Origin of the sequence: Pseudomonas sp. VS40, assembly GCF_018587885.1 — a bacterium.
GTDB lineage: Bacteria > Pseudomonadota > Gammaproteobacteria > Pseudomonadales > Pseudomonadaceae > Aquipseudomonas > Aquipseudomonas pergaminensis.
The window spans coordinates 518,004-534,281 of record NZ_JAGYWD010000003.1; the positions used below are offsets into that span (position 1 = coordinate 518,004).

Sequence of the window (16,278 nt, forward strand, 5' to 3'; positions counted from 1 at the left end):
CCACGTCCGGAGGTCAGGCGACGCTACGGTGCCACAACGCGTAATACACCCGTCCGGACTTCTGTTCCCGGTGCAGGCGCCACGCTGCTGGCAAGCCGAGGGTAGAGGGCGCTGTCTCGCTTTCAGTGTAGATCCACGCATCCGGTGCCAGCCATTGGCGTTCTTCCAGCAGTGCGCACACGGTTGGCAGCAGGTTCTGGTTGAACGGCGGGTCGAGGAACACCACGTCGTATTCACTGGCTGGCTGTGTCTCGAGGTAGCGCAGCGCGTCGGCGGTTTGCACTTGGCCGGTGGTGCAGCGCAGGGTGCCCAGGTGTTCCTTGAGGCTGGACACCGCCACATTGCTGGCGTCCAGCGCCTGGCCCAGGGCGGCGCCACGGGACAACGCCTCCAGGAACAACGCGCCACTGCCGGCAAACGGATCCAGCACCTTGGCGCCCGCGATGTACGGTGCGAGCCAGTTGAACAGGGTTTCACGCACGCGGTCCGGCGTCGGGCGCAGGCCCACGACGTCGGGGAAGCTCAGCTTGCGGCTGCGCCATTCGCCGCCAATGATGCGCAGTTGGCCCACACCGTTATGGACGTTGTGGACAGGTTTTTTCGGGCGAGATGAACTGGCCATTAATGCTCCGGAACCCCGAGCGGCTGCTCGGCGGGTTTATCAGTGGGGGGCGGTAGTGGCTTTTGCGCAATCGTCGGGCCGGCGGTCACGATGACCATCTTGTCGGCGCTCAAGTGTTTGTTCATTGCAGCCTTGACCTGCTCTACGGTCAGGGCCTGGGATTGTTTCATGAAATCTTCCAGATAGCTCAGCGGCAGGTTGTAGAAACCCATGGCGCCCAGCTGCCCGACGATGTCGGCGTTGCTCGCGGTCGACAGCGGGAAGCTGCCGGCCAGCTCGCGCTTGGCGTCATCGAGTTCTTTTTGCGTTGGGCCGGTCTTGAGGTAGTCGGCTACCACATCCTCTACCAGGCGCAGGGTGCCGCCGCTCATTTCCGCGCGGGTCTGCAGGTTGATCATGAACGGGCCACGCACCTGCATTGGCGAGAAGCCGGAGTAAACGCCATAGGTCAGGCCGCGTTTTTCGCGCACTTCGCTCATCAAGCGGGTGCCGAAACCACCGCCGCCGAGGATCTGGTTACCCAGTGACAAGGCAGCGTAGTCCGGGTCGGCACGGTCGATGCCCAGTTGTGCGAACAGCAGGTGCGTCTGTTTGGACGGGAACTCGATACGGCTCAAACCCGGTTTGGGTTCGGTCGGCTGGGCGATTTTTGGCAGGGCGGGGCCCTTGGGCAGCGACGCGGAAACCTTGGCGGTCATGGCTTCGGCTTCGGCGCGGGTGAGGTCGCCGACCACTGCAATCACCGCGTTGCCCGCTGCGTAAGCCTTGGCGTGGAACGCCTGCAACTGCGCGACGGTAATCTTCGGGACGCTCTCCGGTGTGCCTTCGCTTGGGTGCGCGTAAGGATGGTCGCCGTACAGGCGCTTGAACAGCTCAAGGCTCGCCAGCTTGCCGGGGTTCTGCTTCTGGTATTCGAAGCCGGCCAGGATCTGGTTCTTGATCCGCGCCAGGGAGTCGGCCGGGAAGGTCGGCTTGCCGATCACCTGGTCAAACAGGCTCAGGGCGGCGTCGCGTTTATCGCTGTCGCTGAGGCTGCGCAGGGACACCAGCGCCATGTCGCGGTACGCGCCATTGCCAAAGTCCGCACCCAGGCCTTCGAAGTCGCGGGCGATCTGGCTCACATCCTTGCCCGGCACGCCTTCGTTGAGCATGGCGTTGGTCATCAGCGCCAGGCCCGGTACGTTGCCGTCCTGGCTGCTGCCGGCGGCGAACAGGATGCGCACGTCGAACATCGGCAGTTCATGGGCTTCGACGAACAGCACCTTGGCGCCTTCGGCGGTGGTCCAGGTTTGCACGTCGAGCTTGCGGTTGGTCGGCGCCTTGCCGTCCAGTTCCGCCAGGGATTGCAGTGTGTTGCTCGATTGGGCTTTTTCCAATGCCGGGCTGGCCACGGAGTCGCTCGGGCGCAGGAAGTACACGGCGCTGGCGGCGATCAGGGTGACGACGACCAGGCCGGGGAAGAACAGGCGGCTGCTTTTGCGATCACTCATGAGCGGTCTCCTGAGGCAGAACATGGGCGACGCTGAGACGTTCGCGGGTGAAATAGGTGCGCGCGGCTTTCTGGATATCTTCCGGGGTCACGCTTTGCAGGTCGGCCAGTTCGGTGTCCATCAACTTCCAGGACAGGCCAACGGTCTCCAGGGAGCCAATGGCCGTGGCCTGGCTGGTGATGGAGTCACGCTGGTAGACCAGGCCGGCAATGACCTGGGCGCGGATGCGTTCCAGCTCTTCGGCGGTCGGTGGCTTGGCCTTCAGCTCTTCCAGCAGGCGCCACAGGCCGGCTTCGGCTTGGGCGACGGTCTTTTTCTTCTGCTGGTTCGGCGTGGCGGACAGCATGAACAGGGTGTCACCGCGGGTATAGGCGTCGTAGTTGGTCGACGCAGCAGAGACCAGCTCTTCACCGCGCTCCAGCTGCTCGGAGATACGAGCGCTGTAGCCGCCGTCCAGCAGGGCCGAGATCAGGCGCAGGGCCTGCACCGAACGCTTGTCTTCGGCGGTGGCCAGGCCAGGGACGTTGAAGCCCAGCATTACGCTCGGCAGTTGGGTTTGCACATGCAGGGTCAACAGGCGCTCGCCGGGCTCGGCCAGTTCCATTGGGATCTTCGCCGGTGGCACGTCGCGCTTGGGGATAGGGCCGAAGTAGCGATTGGCCAGGTTCTTCACCTCGTCCGGGGTGACATCGCCGACCACCACCAGGGTGGCGTTGTTCGGGACGTACCAGGATTGGTACCAGTGGCGCAGCTCTTCGACTTTCATGCGGTCCAGGTCGGCCATCCAGCCGATGGTCGGCGTGTGGTAGCCACTGGCCGGGAATGACATGGCCTTGAAGCGCTCGTAGGCCTTGGACATCGGATTGTCGTCGGTGCGCAGGCGGCGCTCTTCCTTGATTACCTCGATCTCGCGGCTGAATTCATCGGCGGGCAGGCGCAGGCTGGCCATGCGGTCGGCTTCCAGCTCGAAGGCAACGCCCAGGCGGTCGCGGGCCAGCACCTGGTAGTAAGCGGTGTAGTCATCGCTGGTGAAGGCGTTCTCTTCCGCGCCCAGGTCGCGCAGGATCAGCGAGGCTTCGCCGGGGCCGACCTTGGCGCTGCCCTTGAACATCATGTGCTCCAGGGCGTGGGACAAACCGGTCTGGCCCGGGGTTTCGTAGCTCGAACCGACCTTGTACCAGACCTGGGAAACCACCACTGGCGCGCGATGGTCTTCGCGCACGACGACCTTGAGGCCGTTGTCCAGGGTGAATTCGTGGGTGGGTTGTGGGTCGGCAGCCAGAGCTGAAAGAGGCAGACAAACTGTGCTGAACAGCAGGCCTGCGGCGCGGCGGGCTAGAGCATTCATTCGTTTTTAAACCTGTTGGGCTGCCCGCTTGGTCTTAGCGTCGGCGGGCGAGGAGGTGCTAGGATACTGATCGGATTTAAGGACGGCCACTGCGGCAGTCGTGTTGAGGCCGTTTTAGGCCTTACGAAATGTTGCGCATGAACGAGCTGGCTAAAAAACAGTCTGTTACGCATCGAATTTTATTTACCGGCGCGCCCCTTGGTGCGTCGCTACCTTGAGATAGCCGTCTCCATGTTTGGTTCCAACGACGACAAGAAGACCCCAGCTGCGGCTGGCGAGAAAAAAGGCCTGTTCGGATGGCTGCGCAAAAAGCCGCAGGAAACCGTCGACGAACAGCCACAGGTTCAAGCCGAACCGATCCCCGAGCCTATAGTAGAAGCCGAAACCCCGGCACCCGTGGTGTTGCCGATGGCCGAACCGGTTTTGCAGCCGGTCGCCGAGGTTGAGCCTGAACCCGAGCCGCAGCCCGAGCACAAGCCGTGGCCGGAACTGCCGGTGGCCGAAGAGCCCGTGGCACTGGTTGAAGATGTGCAGGCCGAGCACGTGGTGCCGCCGATTCCGGTGGTCATTGAGCCGCAGCCGGTGGTCGTTGAAGCGCCAGCTCCCGCACCGGTGGCGATCGAGCCAGTAATAGCCGCTCCCGCCGTTATCGAAGAACCTGTCGCGCCTGCCGAGACCAGCAAGACCGGCTTCTTCGCCCGCCTCAAGCAAGGCCTGAGCAAGACCAGCGCCAGTATCGGCGAAGGCATGGCCAGCCTGTTTCTGGGCAAAAAGGTCATCGACGACGAACTGCTGGAAGACATCGAAACCCGCCTGCTTACCGCCGACGTGGGCGTTGAAGCCACCGCCGTGATCATCCAGAGCCTCACCCAGAAGGTCGCGCGCAAGCAGTTGACCGACGCTGACGCGTTGTACAAATCCCTGCAGGCCGAGTTGGCCGCCATGCTCAAGCCGGTGGAAGCACCCCTGGTGATCACGCCGAAGAAGCCATTCGTGATCCTGGTGGTGGGCGTCAACGGCGCCGGCAAGACCACCACCATCGGCAAGCTGGCCAAAAAGCTGCAGTCCGAAGGCAAGAAGGTCATGCTGGCGGCGGGTGACACCTTCCGTGCCGCCGCAGTTGAACAACTGCAGGTCTGGGGCGAGCGCAACAAGATCCCGGTCATCGCCCAGCACACCGGCGCCGATTCCGCCTCGGTGATCTTCGATGCCGTGCAAGCCGCCAAGGCCCGCAACATTGATGTGCTGATCGCCGATACCGCCGGTCGCCTGCACACCAAAGACAACCTGATGGAAGAGCTGAAGAAAGTCCGTCGCGTGATCGGCAAGCTCGACGCAGACGCGCCGCACGAGGTTCTGTTGGTGCTGGACGCCGGTACGGGCCAGAACGCTATCAGCCAGGCCAAACAATTCAACCAGACGGTGCAACTGACCGGCCTGGCATTGACTAAGCTCGACGGCACGGCCAAGGGCGGTGTGATTTTCGCCCTGGCCAAACAGTTCGGGTTGCCGATTCGTTATATCGGCGTCGGTGAAGGCATCGACGACCTGCGCACCTTTGAAGCCGAACCCTTTGTACAGGCACTGTTTGCCGAGCGGGAGCGTTCATGATTCGATTCGAACAGGTCGGTAAACGCTATGCCAACGGGCATGTCGGCTTGCATGAGCTGAGCTTTCGAGTGCGGCGGGGCGAGTTCTTGTTTGTCACCGGCCATTCGGGTGCCGGTAAAAGTACGTTGCTGCGCCTGCTGCTGGCCATGGAACGCCCGACCACCGGCAAACTGCTGCTGGCCGGGCAGGACCTGGCAACCATCAGCAATGCGCAGATCCCGTTCCTGCGCCGGCAGATCGGCGTGGTGTTCCAGAATCACCAACTGCTGTTTGATCGCACCGTGTTCAACAACGTGGCGCTGCCGTTGCAGATCCTCGGGCTGTCCAAGGCCGAGATCGTCAAGCGCGTGGATTCGGCCTTGGAGCGCGTGGCGCTGTCGGACAAGACCGACCTGTACCCCGGCGACCTCTCCACTGGCCAGCAACAGCGCGTTGGCATCGCCCGCGCCATCGTCCACCGCCCGGCCTTGCTGCTGGCGGACGAACCTACCGGTAACCTCGACCCGCGCCTGGCGGCCGAGATCATGGGCGTGTTCGAAGACATCAACCGCCTGGGCACCAGCGTGCTGATCGCCAGTCACGACCTGGCGCTGATCGCCCGCATGCGCCATCGCATGCTGACCCTGCAGCGCGGCCGCCTGATCGGTGACGGGGAGGCCGGCGTATGAGTGCTACACGCAGCCCTAAAGTCTCCGAGCGCGTGGCGCCGAAACCGGCCGACCCGCAACCGCAGAAGAAAAAACACGATCATGATGACGACGGCCCGGACTTCAGCACCTTGCTGCGCGCCTGGATCGAAAGCCATCGCGCCAGCCTGCTCGACAGCCTGCGCCGCCTGGGCAAGCAACCGATCGGCAGCTTTTTCACCTGCCTGGTGATGGCAGTGGCCTTGAGCCTGCCGATGGGCCTGTCGCTGCTGCTTAATAATGTGGAGCGCCTGGGCGGTTCCTGGCAGCGTGCAGCGCAGATCTCGCTGTACCTGAACATCGACGCCAGCGCCAAAGACGGCGAAGCGCTGCGCGACGACATCAAGAACATCCCAGGTGTGGCGGATGCCGAGTACATCAGCCGCGACCAGGCCCTTGAAGAGTTCCAGCAACAATCCGGCCTGGGCGAGGCGCTTAAAGAGCTGCCGCAGAACCCGCTGCCGGGCGTGGTACTGGTGACGCCGAATGAAGTCGACAAACCGGCGCTGGAAGCCCTGCGACAAAAACTCGCAGAGATGCCCAAGGTGCAGCAGGCGCAACTTGATCTAGTCTGGGTAGAGCGCCTGGCGGCGATCCTCAAGCTGGGCGACCGGTTTGTGTTCGGTTTGACGGTGCTGTTGGTGTCTGCATTACTTTTGGTGATAGGTAATACCATTCGTCTTCATATTGAAAACCGTCGCACCGAGATAGAAGTGATTAAACTGGTCGGCGGCACGGACAGCTATGTGCGTCGTCCTTTTCTGTACATGGGCGCGCTTTATGGCTTCGGTGCCGGGGTTTTGTCCTGGGGCGTGCTGGCATTTGGCCTAGACTGGCTGAACGACGCGGTTGTCGGGCTGGCCGGACTCTACGGCAGTGATTTCGCGCTGGCCGGTGTGCCGGTAGCCGATGGTCTGAGTCTCTTGCTTGGCGCGGTGTTGTTGGGGTATATCGGTGCTTGGATTGCGGTCGCACGGCATTTACGTGAGCTGGCACCGAAGTAGTTAATGTCAGATTAATGTGGTTTCGTTTGTATTGACCGTATCGGTGGTTTAGGGAACTTGTCCTACGGTTCCCGGTCAATTTTCGCAGTGCTTCACTGCACGAGTTATGTGAGTCGGAGGTTTTTTCGTATGACCACTTCTTTGCAACCTGCTTATGCCTTGGTCCCGGGTGCGAACCTGGAAGCCTATGTGCATACGGTAAACAGCATTCCATTGCTGACGCCCGAGCAGGAGCGTGAACTGGCCGAGAGTCTCTACTATGAGCAGGATTTGGGGGCGGCTCGGCAGATGGTGCTCGCCCACCTGCGTTTTGTTGTACATATTGCCCGTAGCTACAGCGGATACGGCCTGGCCCAGGCTGACCTGATCCAGGAAGGCAACGTCGGCCTGATGAAGGCGGTAAAGCGCTTCAACCCTGAAATGGGTGTGCGCTTGGTGTCGTTTGCCGTGCACTGGATCAAGGCGGAAATCCACGAGTTCATCCTGCGCAACTGGCGCATTGTGAAAGTCGCGACCACCAAGGCCCAGCGCAAGCTGTTCTTCAACCTGCGCAGCCAGAAAAAACGCCTGGCGTGGCTGAATAACGAGGAAGTTCACCGTGTGGCCGAAAGCCTGGGCGTGGAACCTCGTGAAGTGCGCGAGATGGAAAGCCGCCTGACTGGCCATGACATGGCCTTCGACCCGGCCGCCGAAGCGGACGACGACAGCGCCTTCCAATCGCCGGCCAACTACCTGGAAGACCACCGGTACGACCCGGCGCGTCAACTGGAAGACGCCGACTGGAGCGACAACTCCAACCACAACCTGCATGAAGCGCTGGAAGTGCTGGACGACCGCAGCCGTGACATCCTCTACCAGCGCTGGCTGGCGGAAGAAAAAGCCACGCTGCACGACCTGGCGCAGAAGTACAACGTGTCGGCCGAGCGGATTCGTCAGCTCGAGAAAAGCGCGATGAACAAGCTGAAATTGTCGATCGCCGCCTAAAACGCTGCGAAAAGATAAAAAAATGCCCCGATCGGAAGATCGGGGCATTTTTGTTTGTGCTCAAAGAGTCTCAGGTCAACTCGATTTAAGGTGGGAGCTGGCTTGCCTGCGATGAGGCCGTGTCAGCCAAAACAATTGTTGACTGACCCACCGCTATCGCAGGCAAGCCGGCTCCCACAGGAACCGCGGGGAGTCAGTCGGACCAGGGTGCTTTGCGTGAGTTGTTCAGCTCAACCAGATACCCATCCCCACCCAACTGGCTCATTTGCTGGCGAATCCAAGCCGCTCGCCTCGCCACATACGCCGTCGGGTGACTGGCGCTCCACACCCTCGGGTTAGGCAGTACAGCAGCCAAATAGCTGGCCTGCTGTCGCGATAATCCCTTGGCACTCACCCCAAAGTGATGCCGCGCCGCCGCTTCCGCGCCGAACACGCCTTCATCCCACTCCACGCTGTTGAGGTACACCTCAAGGATCCGTTGCTTGGGCCACAGCACCTCGATCAACCCGGTGAACCACGCCTCCAGGCCTTTGCGCAAATAACTGCGGCCGGCCCACAGGAACAGGTTTTTCGACACCTGCTGGCTCAATGTACTAGCGCCGCGAATCGAGCCGCCGCGCTCGTTGTGCAGGATGGCGGCCTGGATTGCGCCGAAGTCAAAACCCCAATGCTGCGGGAAACGCTGGTCTTCACCGGCCATCACCGCCACTTTGAGGTCATCGGAGATCTCGTCCCACGGCACCCAGCTGCGCTGCAGGTCAATGGGTTCGCCGTCGAACCAGGATTCGACCTTGCGCTCCACCATCAGCGCGGTGAGGGGCGGCGGGACGACACGAAACAGCAGCACCAGCAGCACACTGCCGATGGCAAACCATTTCACGACGTTGAGAAAGCGTTTGAAGAGGAGACGCAGCATAGAGATGGCTTGGCCGAACCCGTTGAGCGGGCCATTATACAGACCCGGCCCTTTGAGTCTGACTGGAGTTCCTCATGCTGCGAAGCTTTCTGATGCTGGCCGCGTTTTTCGGCTTTACCGGTGTTGCCCTCGGCGCTTTTGCCGCCCACGGCCTGAAAAACCGCCTCAGCGCCGACTACCTGGCGATCTTCCACACCGGCGTGACCTACCAACTGGTGCACGCCCTGGCGCTGTTTGGCGTGGCGCTGCTGGCGGCGCATATTCCTGGCCGGTTGGTCAGCTGGGCGGGTATTTCGTTTACCGTCGGCATCCTGCTGTTCTCCGGTAGCCTGTACGTGCTGACCATGACCGGCATCAGCAAACTCGGGATCATCACGCCATTTGGCGGCCTGGCGTTCCTGCTTGGTTGGTTTTTCCTCGGCCTTGCTGCCTGGCGCTTGCAGCTGACCGCTTGACGCTTGGAGCTGACCTTTAGGTCCCAATCGAGCTAGAATGCTGGCCCCTTAAAACGATGGCGGCCCGTGGCATGCGCATTCAGTTGAACGGCGAATCCTTTGAACTGCCCGACGGTGAAACCGTTGCGGCCCTGCTGACCCGCCTGGACTTGACCGAGCGTCGCGTTGCAGTGGAGCTCAACCTGGATATCGTCCCGCGTAGCCAGCACGCCGAGACCGCGCTCACCGAAGGTGATCAGGTCGAAGTGGTCCACGCCATTGGCGGCGGCTGATCGCGCAGCTTCCTGAATTCTGCAGAACCTCACCCCATTTCGAGGATTTCCCATGAGCATCGTTCGTAACGACAAGCCCTTCGTCCTGGCCGGTCGTACCTACCAGTCCCGTCTGCTGGTCGGCACCGGCAAGTACCGCGACATGGAAGAAACCCGCCTGGCTATCGAAGCCTCGGGCGCCGAGATCGTCACCTTCGCCGTGCGCCGCACCAACCTGGGCCAGATCGAAGGCGAGCCGAACCTGCTCGAAGTGCTGTCGCCGGATCGTTACACCTTCCTGCCGAACACTGCGGGTTGCTACGACGCCATCGAAGCCGTGCGCACCTGCCGCCTGGCCCGTGAGCTGCTCGACGGCCACAACTTGGTGAAGCTGGAAGTGCTCGCCGACCAGAAAACCCTGTTCCCCAACGTGATCGAAACCCTCAAGGCCGCCGAAACCCTGGTCAAGGAAGGCTTCGACGTGATGGTCTACACCAGCGATGACCCAATCATTGCGCGCCAATTGGCGGAAATCGGCTGCATCGCCGTGATGCCGCTGGCCGGCCTGATCGGTTCCGGCCTGGGTATCTGCAACCCGTACAACCTGCAGATCATCCTCGAAGAAGCCAAGATCCCGGTGCTGGTGGATGCGGGCGTGGGCACCGCCTCCGACGCAACCATCGCCATGGAGCTGGGCTGCGACGCAGTGCTGATGAACTCGGCCATCGCCCATGCCCAGCAACCGATCATGATGGCCGAAGCCATGAACCACGCCATCGTCGCGGGCCGCCTGGCCTACCTCGCCGGTCGCATGCCGAAAAAACTCTACGCCAGCGCCTCTTCGCCGCTGGATGGTCTGATCAAGTAAGAGCCATTGATGACTGAATCAAACGAAACGCCGAACACGCTGGAACCAGGCGACGAGTCCAAGCACCGCCGCATCAAGAGTTTTGTGATGCGCGCCGGTCGCATGACCGAAGGCCAGCAAAAGGGCCTGGAGCAAGGTACGCCGCTGTTCGTGCTGCCATTGGCCGATGCGCCGGTGGATTACGACCAGGTGTTCGGCCGTTCGGCCCCGCGCTCCCTGGAAATCGGCTTTGGCATGGGCAACTCCCTGCTGGAAATGGCCGCCGCCGCGCCGGACCAGGATTTCATCGGCGTGGAAGTCCACCGCCCCGGTGTCGGCGCGCTGCTCAACGGTGTGTTGACCCAAGGGCTGACCAACCTGCGTGTGTACGACTGCGACGCGATCGAAGTGCTCAACCGCTGTATCGCCGACAACAGCCTTGACCGCCTGATGCTGTTCTTCCCCGACCCATGGCATAAAGCCCGTCACCACAAGCGCCGCATCGTCCGGGCCTCCTTCGCGGAGCTGGTGCGCAGCAAGCTCAAGGTGGGCGGCATCCTGCACATGGCTACCGACTGGGAACCCTACGCGGAATACATTCTGGAAGTGATGAACGTCGCCCCCGGCTACCGCAACCTCGCCGAAGACGGCAAATGCGTACCACGCCCGGCTGAGCGCCCGATTACCAAGTTCGAACGCCGCGGCGAGCGGTTGGGGCATGGGGTGTGGGATCTGAAGTTTGAGAAGGTTGACTGACAAACCGTTGGTTTGGAATGCGGTCAAAAATGTGGGAGCGGGCTTGCTCGCGAATGGGGTCGATCAGTCAATATCTCCAGTGACTGACACTTCGCATTCGCGAGCAAGCCCGCTCCCACATGTGTATCTGCGTTGGCGTGGGAGTCAGCGGCGGTCTGCGACGACGCCAATCAATACAAGCACCACGATCAACACCGGCGCCAGGCTGTAGTTATTGAACTGGCTCAACCCCCGCACAATCCAAGGCGTGGCATAGATCAGCGCCGCGCCGCTGCCGATCATGCACACCAACGCCATCAGCGGGACGCGCAACGCGCCTGCGATGCTGCCCAGGCGTGCTTCGATCCACCCCTTGATATCGGCGCCGAACAGCACCAGCAGGCAGCCCACAAGGGCAAGGGAGATTTCCGACAGGTTGCTGCGGCTCCAGCGGGATACGGTGGCGAGCAGGTCGAGTACCAAATCCATTCGATTTCCTTAGAGCGTCAGCTCAAAAACTTCTGCAACAGGTCATTGAGAAAGAGTTGCCCGCGGTCGGTCGCCGCCAGGCGTGACGGTTCGACCTGCATTAAGCCACTTTGTTCTGCCTCGCGGCGGCCTTCATCGAGGCTCGCCAGGTCGAGGCCGGTACGCTCGGCGTAGAGCCTGGCGTCGACACCTTCGGTGAGGCGCAGGGCGTTCATCAGGAACTCGAATGGCAGTTCTTCGTTGGTCAGTTCTTTAGCGCCGGCCTGGAAGCTTTTGGCCGGGTTGAGGTAGTCCTTCGGCGCCCGGGTCTTCCAGGTGCGAACGATGCGTCCGTCCGGGTGGCTGAGTTTGCCGTGGGCGCCGGCGCCGATGCCAATGAAGTCACCGAAGCTCCAGTAATTGAGGTTATGCCGCGCCGGTCGACCCGCTTGGGCATAGGCCGACACTTCATATTGCGCATAACCGTGTTCAGCGAGCAGCGCCTGGCCGGCTTCCTGAATGTCCCATAACGTATCGTCTTCCGGCAGCGCAGGCGGCTGGTTCCAGAACACGGTGTTGGGTTCCAGGGTCAGCTGGTACCAGGACAAGTGCGTCGGCTTCAGCGCGATGGCTTGGCGCAAGTCGCCGAGGGCGTCGTCCAGGGACTGATCGGGCAAACCGTGCATCAGGTCCAGGTTGAAGTTATCAAAGCCGGCCTGGCGTGCCATGCCGGCAGCGCGCACGGCCTCATCGCCATTATGGATGCGCCCCAGGGCCTGGAGCTTTTCCTGCTGGAAACTCTGGATGCCAATGGACAGGCGGTTGATGCCCAGCTTGCGGTACGCGACGAATTTTTCTTGCTCGAACGTCCCGGGGTTGGCTTCCAGGGTGATCTCGATATCGCTGGCAAACGGGATACGCGCTTCCACGCCCTGGAGCAGGCGGCCCAGCGCAGCGGCGCTGAACAGGCTTGGCGTACCGCCACCAAAGAAGATCGAGCTCAGCTCGCGGCCGTAAACCGCATGCAGGTCCTGATCGAGGTCGGCCAACAGGGCGTCCACATACTCTTCTTCCGGCAGTACTTTACTGGCGGTGTGGGAGTTGAAGTCGCAATAGGGGCATTTGCGCACGCACCACGGGATGTGGATATACAGCGCCAGGGGCGGCAGCACAGGCAAGGCCGCCCGAGGTGTTTGCGCGCCACCGTGGATCAGCGGCTGCGCAGAGGTGTTCTGGGTCATTTCAGGCTCAGGCGTTGGCGCAGCAAATCCATTGCGCGGGCGCGGTGACTGATCTGGTTCTTGTCGGCGGGGTTCAGTTCGGCGCTGGAAACGTTACGCTCAGGCACCCAAAACAGCGGGTCATAGCCAAACCCATGCTCACCGCTGGCCGCATGCAGGATGCGCCCGTGCCACACGCCTTCGCAGAGGATCGGCAGCGGGTCATCGGCATGCCGAACCAGGGCCAGCACGCAGACGAACTGCGCGCCGCGCTCGGCGTCGGGCACGTCCTTGAGCGCATCCAGCAGCTTGGCGTTGTTGGCGGCGTCGCCCTGGCCATTGGCGTAGCGCGCCGAGTAGATACCCGGCGCACCACCGAGATAGTCGACCGCCAGGCCCGAGTCATCCGCCAGCGCCGGCAGGCCGGAGAGGCGTGCAGCATTACGCGCCTTGAGAATGGCGTTCTCGACGAACGACAGGCCGGTCTCTTCCGGCTCCACCTGGCTGAACTCGCCAATCGAGCGCAACTGCACGGCGTCGCCGAGCATGGCTTGCAGTTCTTTGAGTTTGCCGGCGTTATGGCTGGCGAGTACGAGTTGGGTAAGGTTCATCATTCCGCCGGAAACAGTTCCTGGTTGAATTGGAAGCTATGGGCTTTGCCGCCGGTTTCAACGTTGATGGTAAATGTCTTGTATTCCCGCTGGGTCACGGCGTAGGGCGCGAGATAATTGATGCCACCTTTTTCGTTGATTTGCTTGAAGGTGAGGATCTCGCTCTTGCCGCCCAGATCCTTGATGGTGCCCGTCACTTGCGCGGCCACCGGGGTTACGCCCTTGATCACGGTCACGTTGATCAGGCCCTTCTCCTTGCTGCGTACCACGCCGACTGCCTGGGCAGTTTCCGGTTGCAGGAAGCTGGAGGTGAACGTGTTGTAGTGCACGGTGATGTCACCGAAGTCTTTCTTGCGGTTAGCGTCTATTGCGTCTGCGGCCACGGCGCTGGCGCCCAGGCAGGCGGTCAATAGAAAAATAGCCAAACGACTCATGAGCGTCCCTCTTGAAGATGATTAGACGGCAATCTTGTGGTCGGTCAGGCCAGGACTGCTGACCCGGTAAATACCAATTTCGCCCAACAGGTTGGGCCATAGTTTACTCGCCCAGCCGTGGCGGTGCTGTTGATCGACGGCAAGGCGGTTGATCACCTTGGCTTCACGCTCACTGCACAGGGCTTCGAAGTCTTCGAAGGTGCAGAAGTGGATGTTCGGCGTGTTGTACCACGTGTACGGCAGGAAGTCCGACACCGGCATGCGACCCTTGGTGGCCAGGTACCAGCGGCAGCGCCAGTGGCCGAAGTTGGGGAAGGTGATGATGCACTGGCGGCCGACGCGCAGCATCTCGTCGAGGATGCGGTCCGGGTAGTGCACCGCCTGCAGGGCCTGGGTCATCACCACGATGTCGAAGCTGTTGCTGGCAAAGTTGCCCAGGCCCTTGTCCAGGTCCTGCTCGATCACGTTGATGCCCTTGGCCACGCACTGGGCGATGTTGTCCGGGTCGTTTTCCAGGCCATAGCCGGTGACTTGCTTGTTGTCGCGCAGCCAGCTCAGCAGTTCGCCATCACCGCAGCCCAGGTCGAGCACGCGGCTGCCGGCGGGGATCCATTCTTGGATGATTTCCAGGTCGGCTCTCATGGCGTTCTCACACAGTAATCCGGTTCATGTAATTGCCGAACGCCTGCAAGTAACGCGGGATCGGAATCAGGAAGGCATCGTGGCCTTGCGGAGCATCGATCTCCAGGTAGCAGACATCTTTGCGCGCGGCCATCAGCGCATCCACCAGCTCGCGCGAACGCGCCGGCGAGAAACGCCAGTCGGTGGTGAATGACATCACGCAGAACTTGGCCGTGGCGCCTTCGAAGGTTTTTGCCAGGTCATCGTCGTGGTTGGCGGCCGGGTCGAAATAATCCAGGGCCTTGGTCATCAGCAAATAGGTGTTGGCGTCAAAACGCCCGGAGAACTCCTCGCCCTGATAACGCAGGTAGCTTTCCACCTGGAACTCGACGCTGTGGAAGTCGTAGTTGAGCTTTTCACTCTTGAGGCCACGGCCGAATTTCTCGCCCATGGAGTCATCGGACAGGTAGGTGATGTGCCCGACCATCCGCGCCAGCATCAGGCCGCGCTTGGGGATCACACCGGCTTCCTGGAACGAACCACCGTGGAACTCCGGGTCGGTCAGGATTGCCTGGCGCGCCACTTCGTTGAAGGCGATGTTCTGCGCCGACAGCTTGGGGGCCGAGGCGATGGCCAGGCAATGGCGCACACGGTCCGGGTAAGTGATGGTCCATTGCAGGGCTTGCATCCCGCCCAGGCTGCCGCCGATCACGGCGGCCCACTGCTGGATGCCGAGCAAGTCGGCGAGGCGGGCCTGGCTGTGCACCCAGTCTTCCACGGTCAGTACCGGGAAATCTGCGCCGAACGGCTTGCCGGTTTCCGGGTTGATACTGCTCGGGCCGGTGGAACCGTTGCAGCCGCCGAGGTTGTTCAGGCTGACCACGAAGAACTTGTTGGTGTCGATGGGCTTGCCGGGGCCGATGCAACTGTCCCACCAGCCGGGCTTGCGGTCGTCGACCGAGTGAAAACCGGCGGCATGATGATGGCCGGACAAAGCGTGGCAGATCAGCACGGCGTTGCTCGCCGTGGCGTTCAGTTGGCCGTAGGTTTCATAGATCAGGTCGTAGGCAGGCAGCGAACGGCCGCAGGCCAGGGCCAGCGGTTCGCTGAAGTGCGCCACTTGGGGCACGACCAGTCCAACAGAATCGGGGGGAAAGGCAGCTGGCATCGACCCTGCTCTCGTTTAAATGAGGCGTAAGTCTAAAGAGCGGGAACCCCAGCGGCAAGCAAAGGCCTGCGCGGATTGAATTCAACACACAGATACAAAATGTGGGAGCTGGCTTGCCTGCGATGGCGGTGTGCCAATCGACCCGTTCGTCGACTAATACACCGCTATCGCAGGCAAGCCAGCTCCCACACGATACTGCGCCAAACGTTAGATCAGCAGGCGCAGAATGTCCGGCATCATGGTCATTGCCGCCAGGTTGTTGATCACCAGCATGTCCAGCAACTTGAGCACCATGAACGCCAGGATCGGCGAGATATCCAGGCCTCCCAGGTTCGGCAGCAGGCGGCGGAACGGCGCCAGGGCCGGTTCGCAGATCTGGTTCACCAGCTCGGCGCCAGGGTTGTGGCTACCCGGGGCGACCCAGGACAGGATTACGCTGATGATCAAGGCGAAGAAGAAGATCTTCAGGAACAGCGCGGTCACGCCGATGATGGCCCAGATCAGCAGTTGTACGAAGTTGCCGGTGGTGCCGTAGGTCAGCAGCAGGGTCAGCGCCATCAAGGCCAACTGCACCAGGATCGCCAGCACCAGCGATGACATGTCCAGGCCGAACAGGCTCGGGATGATCCGGCGCAACGGCTTGAGCAGCGGCTGGGTAGCCTTGACGATGAACTGGCACAGCGGGTTGTAGAAGTTCGCGCGCACCAGTTGCAGCACGAAACGCATCAGTACGATCAGCAGGTACAGGCTGCCGAGGGTTTGCAGCACGTAGACGGCTGCGGTATTCAAACCAATCATGTTGGCTCC

19 protein-coding genes are annotated in these 16,278 nt (G+C 61.6%); 8 read left to right on the forward strand and 11 right to left on the reverse strand.

The features are described from left to right. Nucleotides 1-13: 13 nt before the first annotated feature. The 3 genes from rsmD to KHP07_RS11525 are packed head-to-tail and all read right to left on the reverse strand — an operon-like array spanning nucleotide 14 to nucleotide 3,460. Nucleotides 14-622, reverse strand: a complete 609-nt coding sequence (gene rsmD, locus KHP07_RS11515) for a 16S rRNA (guanine(966)-N(2))-methyltransferase RsmD (protein ID WP_078050574.1) — start codon at nucleotides 620-622, stop codon at nucleotides 14-16. After that, on the reverse strand, nucleotides 622-2,112 hold the full coding sequence (locus KHP07_RS11520; protein WP_099493128.1) for a M16 family metallopeptidase: 1,491 nt from the start codon (nucleotides 2,110-2,112) through the stop codon (nucleotides 622-624). The genes rsmD and KHP07_RS11520 overlap by 1 nt, the downstream gene beginning before the upstream one ends. Continuing rightward, nucleotides 2,105-3,460: a M16 family metallopeptidase gene (locus KHP07_RS11525; protein ID WP_214497213.1), complete on the reverse strand. Its 1,356-nt coding sequence runs from the start codon at nucleotides 3,458-3,460 to the stop codon at nucleotides 2,105-2,107. The genes KHP07_RS11520 and KHP07_RS11525 overlap by 8 nt, the downstream gene beginning before the upstream one ends. A 231-nt stretch (nucleotides 3,461-3,691) precedes the next feature. Between KHP07_RS11525 and ftsY the strand changes: the two genes are divergently transcribed. The 4 genes from ftsY to rpoH all read left to right on the forward strand — a co-directional run bounded on the left by ftsY (nucleotide 3,692) and on the right by rpoH (nucleotide 7,745). Beyond that, the gene (gene ftsY, locus KHP07_RS11530) at nucleotides 3,692-5,071 is read left to right on the forward strand and encodes a signal recognition particle-docking protein FtsY (RefSeq protein WP_078050571.1); all 1,380 of its coding nucleotides are present in this window, start codon (nucleotides 3,692-3,694) and stop codon (nucleotides 5,069-5,071) included. Continuing rightward, the gene (gene ftsE, locus KHP07_RS11535; protein ID WP_003234627.1) at nucleotides 5,068-5,739 is read left to right on the forward strand and encodes a cell division ATP-binding protein FtsE; all 672 of its coding nucleotides are present in this window, start codon (nucleotides 5,068-5,070) and stop codon (nucleotides 5,737-5,739) included. The genes ftsY and ftsE overlap by 4 nt, the downstream gene beginning before the upstream one ends. Then, nucleotides 5,736-6,761: a permease-like cell division protein FtsX gene (gene ftsX / locus KHP07_RS11540; protein WP_078050570.1), complete on the forward strand. Its 1,026-nt coding sequence runs from the start codon at nucleotides 5,736-5,738 to the stop codon at nucleotides 6,759-6,761. The genes ftsE and ftsX overlap by 4 nt, the downstream gene beginning before the upstream one ends. 129 nt (nucleotides 6,762-6,890) lie before the next feature. Beyond that, on the forward strand, nucleotides 6,891-7,745 hold the full coding sequence (rpoH, locus tag KHP07_RS11545; RefSeq protein WP_003176698.1) for an RNA polymerase sigma factor RpoH: 855 nt from the start codon (nucleotides 6,891-6,893) through the stop codon (nucleotides 7,743-7,745). Between the two features lie 193 nt (nucleotides 7,746-7,938). Here rpoH and mtgA read toward each other — a convergent pair whose 3' ends face one another. Then, nucleotides 7,939-8,661 carry a monofunctional biosynthetic peptidoglycan transglycosylase gene (gene mtgA / locus KHP07_RS11550; RefSeq protein WP_214497214.1) on the reverse strand — a complete coding sequence of 241 codons (723 nt, stop codon included), beginning with the start codon at nucleotides 8,659-8,661 and terminating at the stop codon, nucleotides 7,939-7,941. A gap of 74 nt (nucleotides 8,662-8,735) precedes the next feature. Between mtgA and KHP07_RS11555 the strand changes: the two genes are divergently transcribed. The 4 genes from KHP07_RS11555 (at nucleotide 8,736) to trmB (ending at nucleotide 10,970) form a co-directional block, all read left to right on the forward strand. After that, entirely contained in the window at nucleotides 8,736-9,116 is a 381-nt protein-coding gene (locus KHP07_RS11555) for a DUF423 domain-containing protein (RefSeq protein WP_100491944.1), read from the forward strand. A 71-nt stretch (nucleotides 9,117-9,187) separates the two neighbouring features. Continuing rightward, nucleotides 9,188-9,388 carry a sulfur carrier protein ThiS gene (gene thiS / locus KHP07_RS11560; RefSeq protein WP_177409485.1) on the forward strand — a complete coding sequence of 67 codons (201 nt, stop codon included), beginning with the start codon at nucleotides 9,188-9,190 and terminating at the stop codon, nucleotides 9,386-9,388. A 52-nt stretch (nucleotides 9,389-9,440) separates the two neighbouring features. Continuing rightward, entirely contained in the window at nucleotides 9,441-10,235 is a 795-nt protein-coding gene (locus tag KHP07_RS11565; RefSeq protein WP_078050567.1) for a thiazole synthase, read from the forward strand. Nucleotides 10,236-10,244: 9 nt separating this feature from the next. Beyond that, complete coding sequence (trmB, locus tag KHP07_RS11570) at nucleotides 10,245-10,970, forward strand: tRNA (guanosine(46)-N7)-methyltransferase TrmB (RefSeq protein ID WP_214497215.1); 726 nt, start codon at nucleotides 10,245-10,247, stop codon at nucleotides 10,968-10,970. 144 nt (nucleotides 10,971-11,114) lie between these two features. Here the strand turns inward: trmB and KHP07_RS11575 are convergent, their stop codons facing one another. From KHP07_RS11575 to KHP07_RS11605, 7 genes are all read right to left on the reverse strand, one after another. Continuing rightward, the gene (locus KHP07_RS11575) at nucleotides 11,115-11,438 is read right to left on the reverse strand and encodes a DUF3392 domain-containing protein (RefSeq protein ID WP_058426549.1); all 324 of its coding nucleotides are present in this window, start codon (nucleotides 11,436-11,438) and stop codon (nucleotides 11,115-11,117) included. Between the two features lie 17 nt (nucleotides 11,439-11,455). After that, nucleotides 11,456-12,658 carry a radical SAM family heme chaperone HemW gene (gene hemW, locus KHP07_RS11580; RefSeq protein WP_078050565.1) on the reverse strand — a complete coding sequence of 401 codons (1,203 nt, stop codon included), beginning with the start codon at nucleotides 12,656-12,658 and terminating at the stop codon, nucleotides 11,456-11,458. After that, nucleotides 12,655-13,251, reverse strand: a complete 597-nt coding sequence (gene rdgB / locus KHP07_RS11585) for an RdgB/HAM1 family non-canonical purine NTP pyrophosphatase (RefSeq protein ID WP_100491946.1) — start codon at nucleotides 13,249-13,251, stop codon at nucleotides 12,655-12,657. The genes hemW and rdgB overlap by 4 nt, the downstream gene beginning before the upstream one ends. Beyond that, nucleotides 13,248-13,682, reverse strand: coding sequence for a DUF4426 domain-containing protein (locus KHP07_RS11590; protein ID WP_078050563.1), 435 nt, complete (start codon nucleotides 13,680-13,682; stop codon nucleotides 13,248-13,250). The genes rdgB and KHP07_RS11590 overlap by 4 nt, the downstream gene beginning before the upstream one ends. 21 nt (nucleotides 13,683-13,703) lie before the next feature. After that, a complete protein-coding gene (gene metW, locus KHP07_RS11595; protein ID WP_078050562.1) occupies nucleotides 13,704-14,324 on the reverse strand; it encodes a methionine biosynthesis protein MetW in 621 nt (206 codons plus the stop codon). A gap of 7 nt (nucleotides 14,325-14,331) precedes the next feature. After that, a complete protein-coding gene (metX, locus tag KHP07_RS11600) occupies nucleotides 14,332-15,471 on the reverse strand; it encodes a homoserine O-succinyltransferase MetX (protein WP_078050561.1) in 1,140 nt (379 codons plus the stop codon). Nucleotides 15,472-15,678: 207 nt separating this feature from the next. After that, nucleotides 15,679-16,269, reverse strand: coding sequence for a YggT family protein (locus KHP07_RS11605; protein WP_058426554.1), 591 nt, complete (start codon nucleotides 16,267-16,269; stop codon nucleotides 15,679-15,681). Between the last annotated feature and the right edge of the window lie 9 nt (nucleotides 16,270-16,278).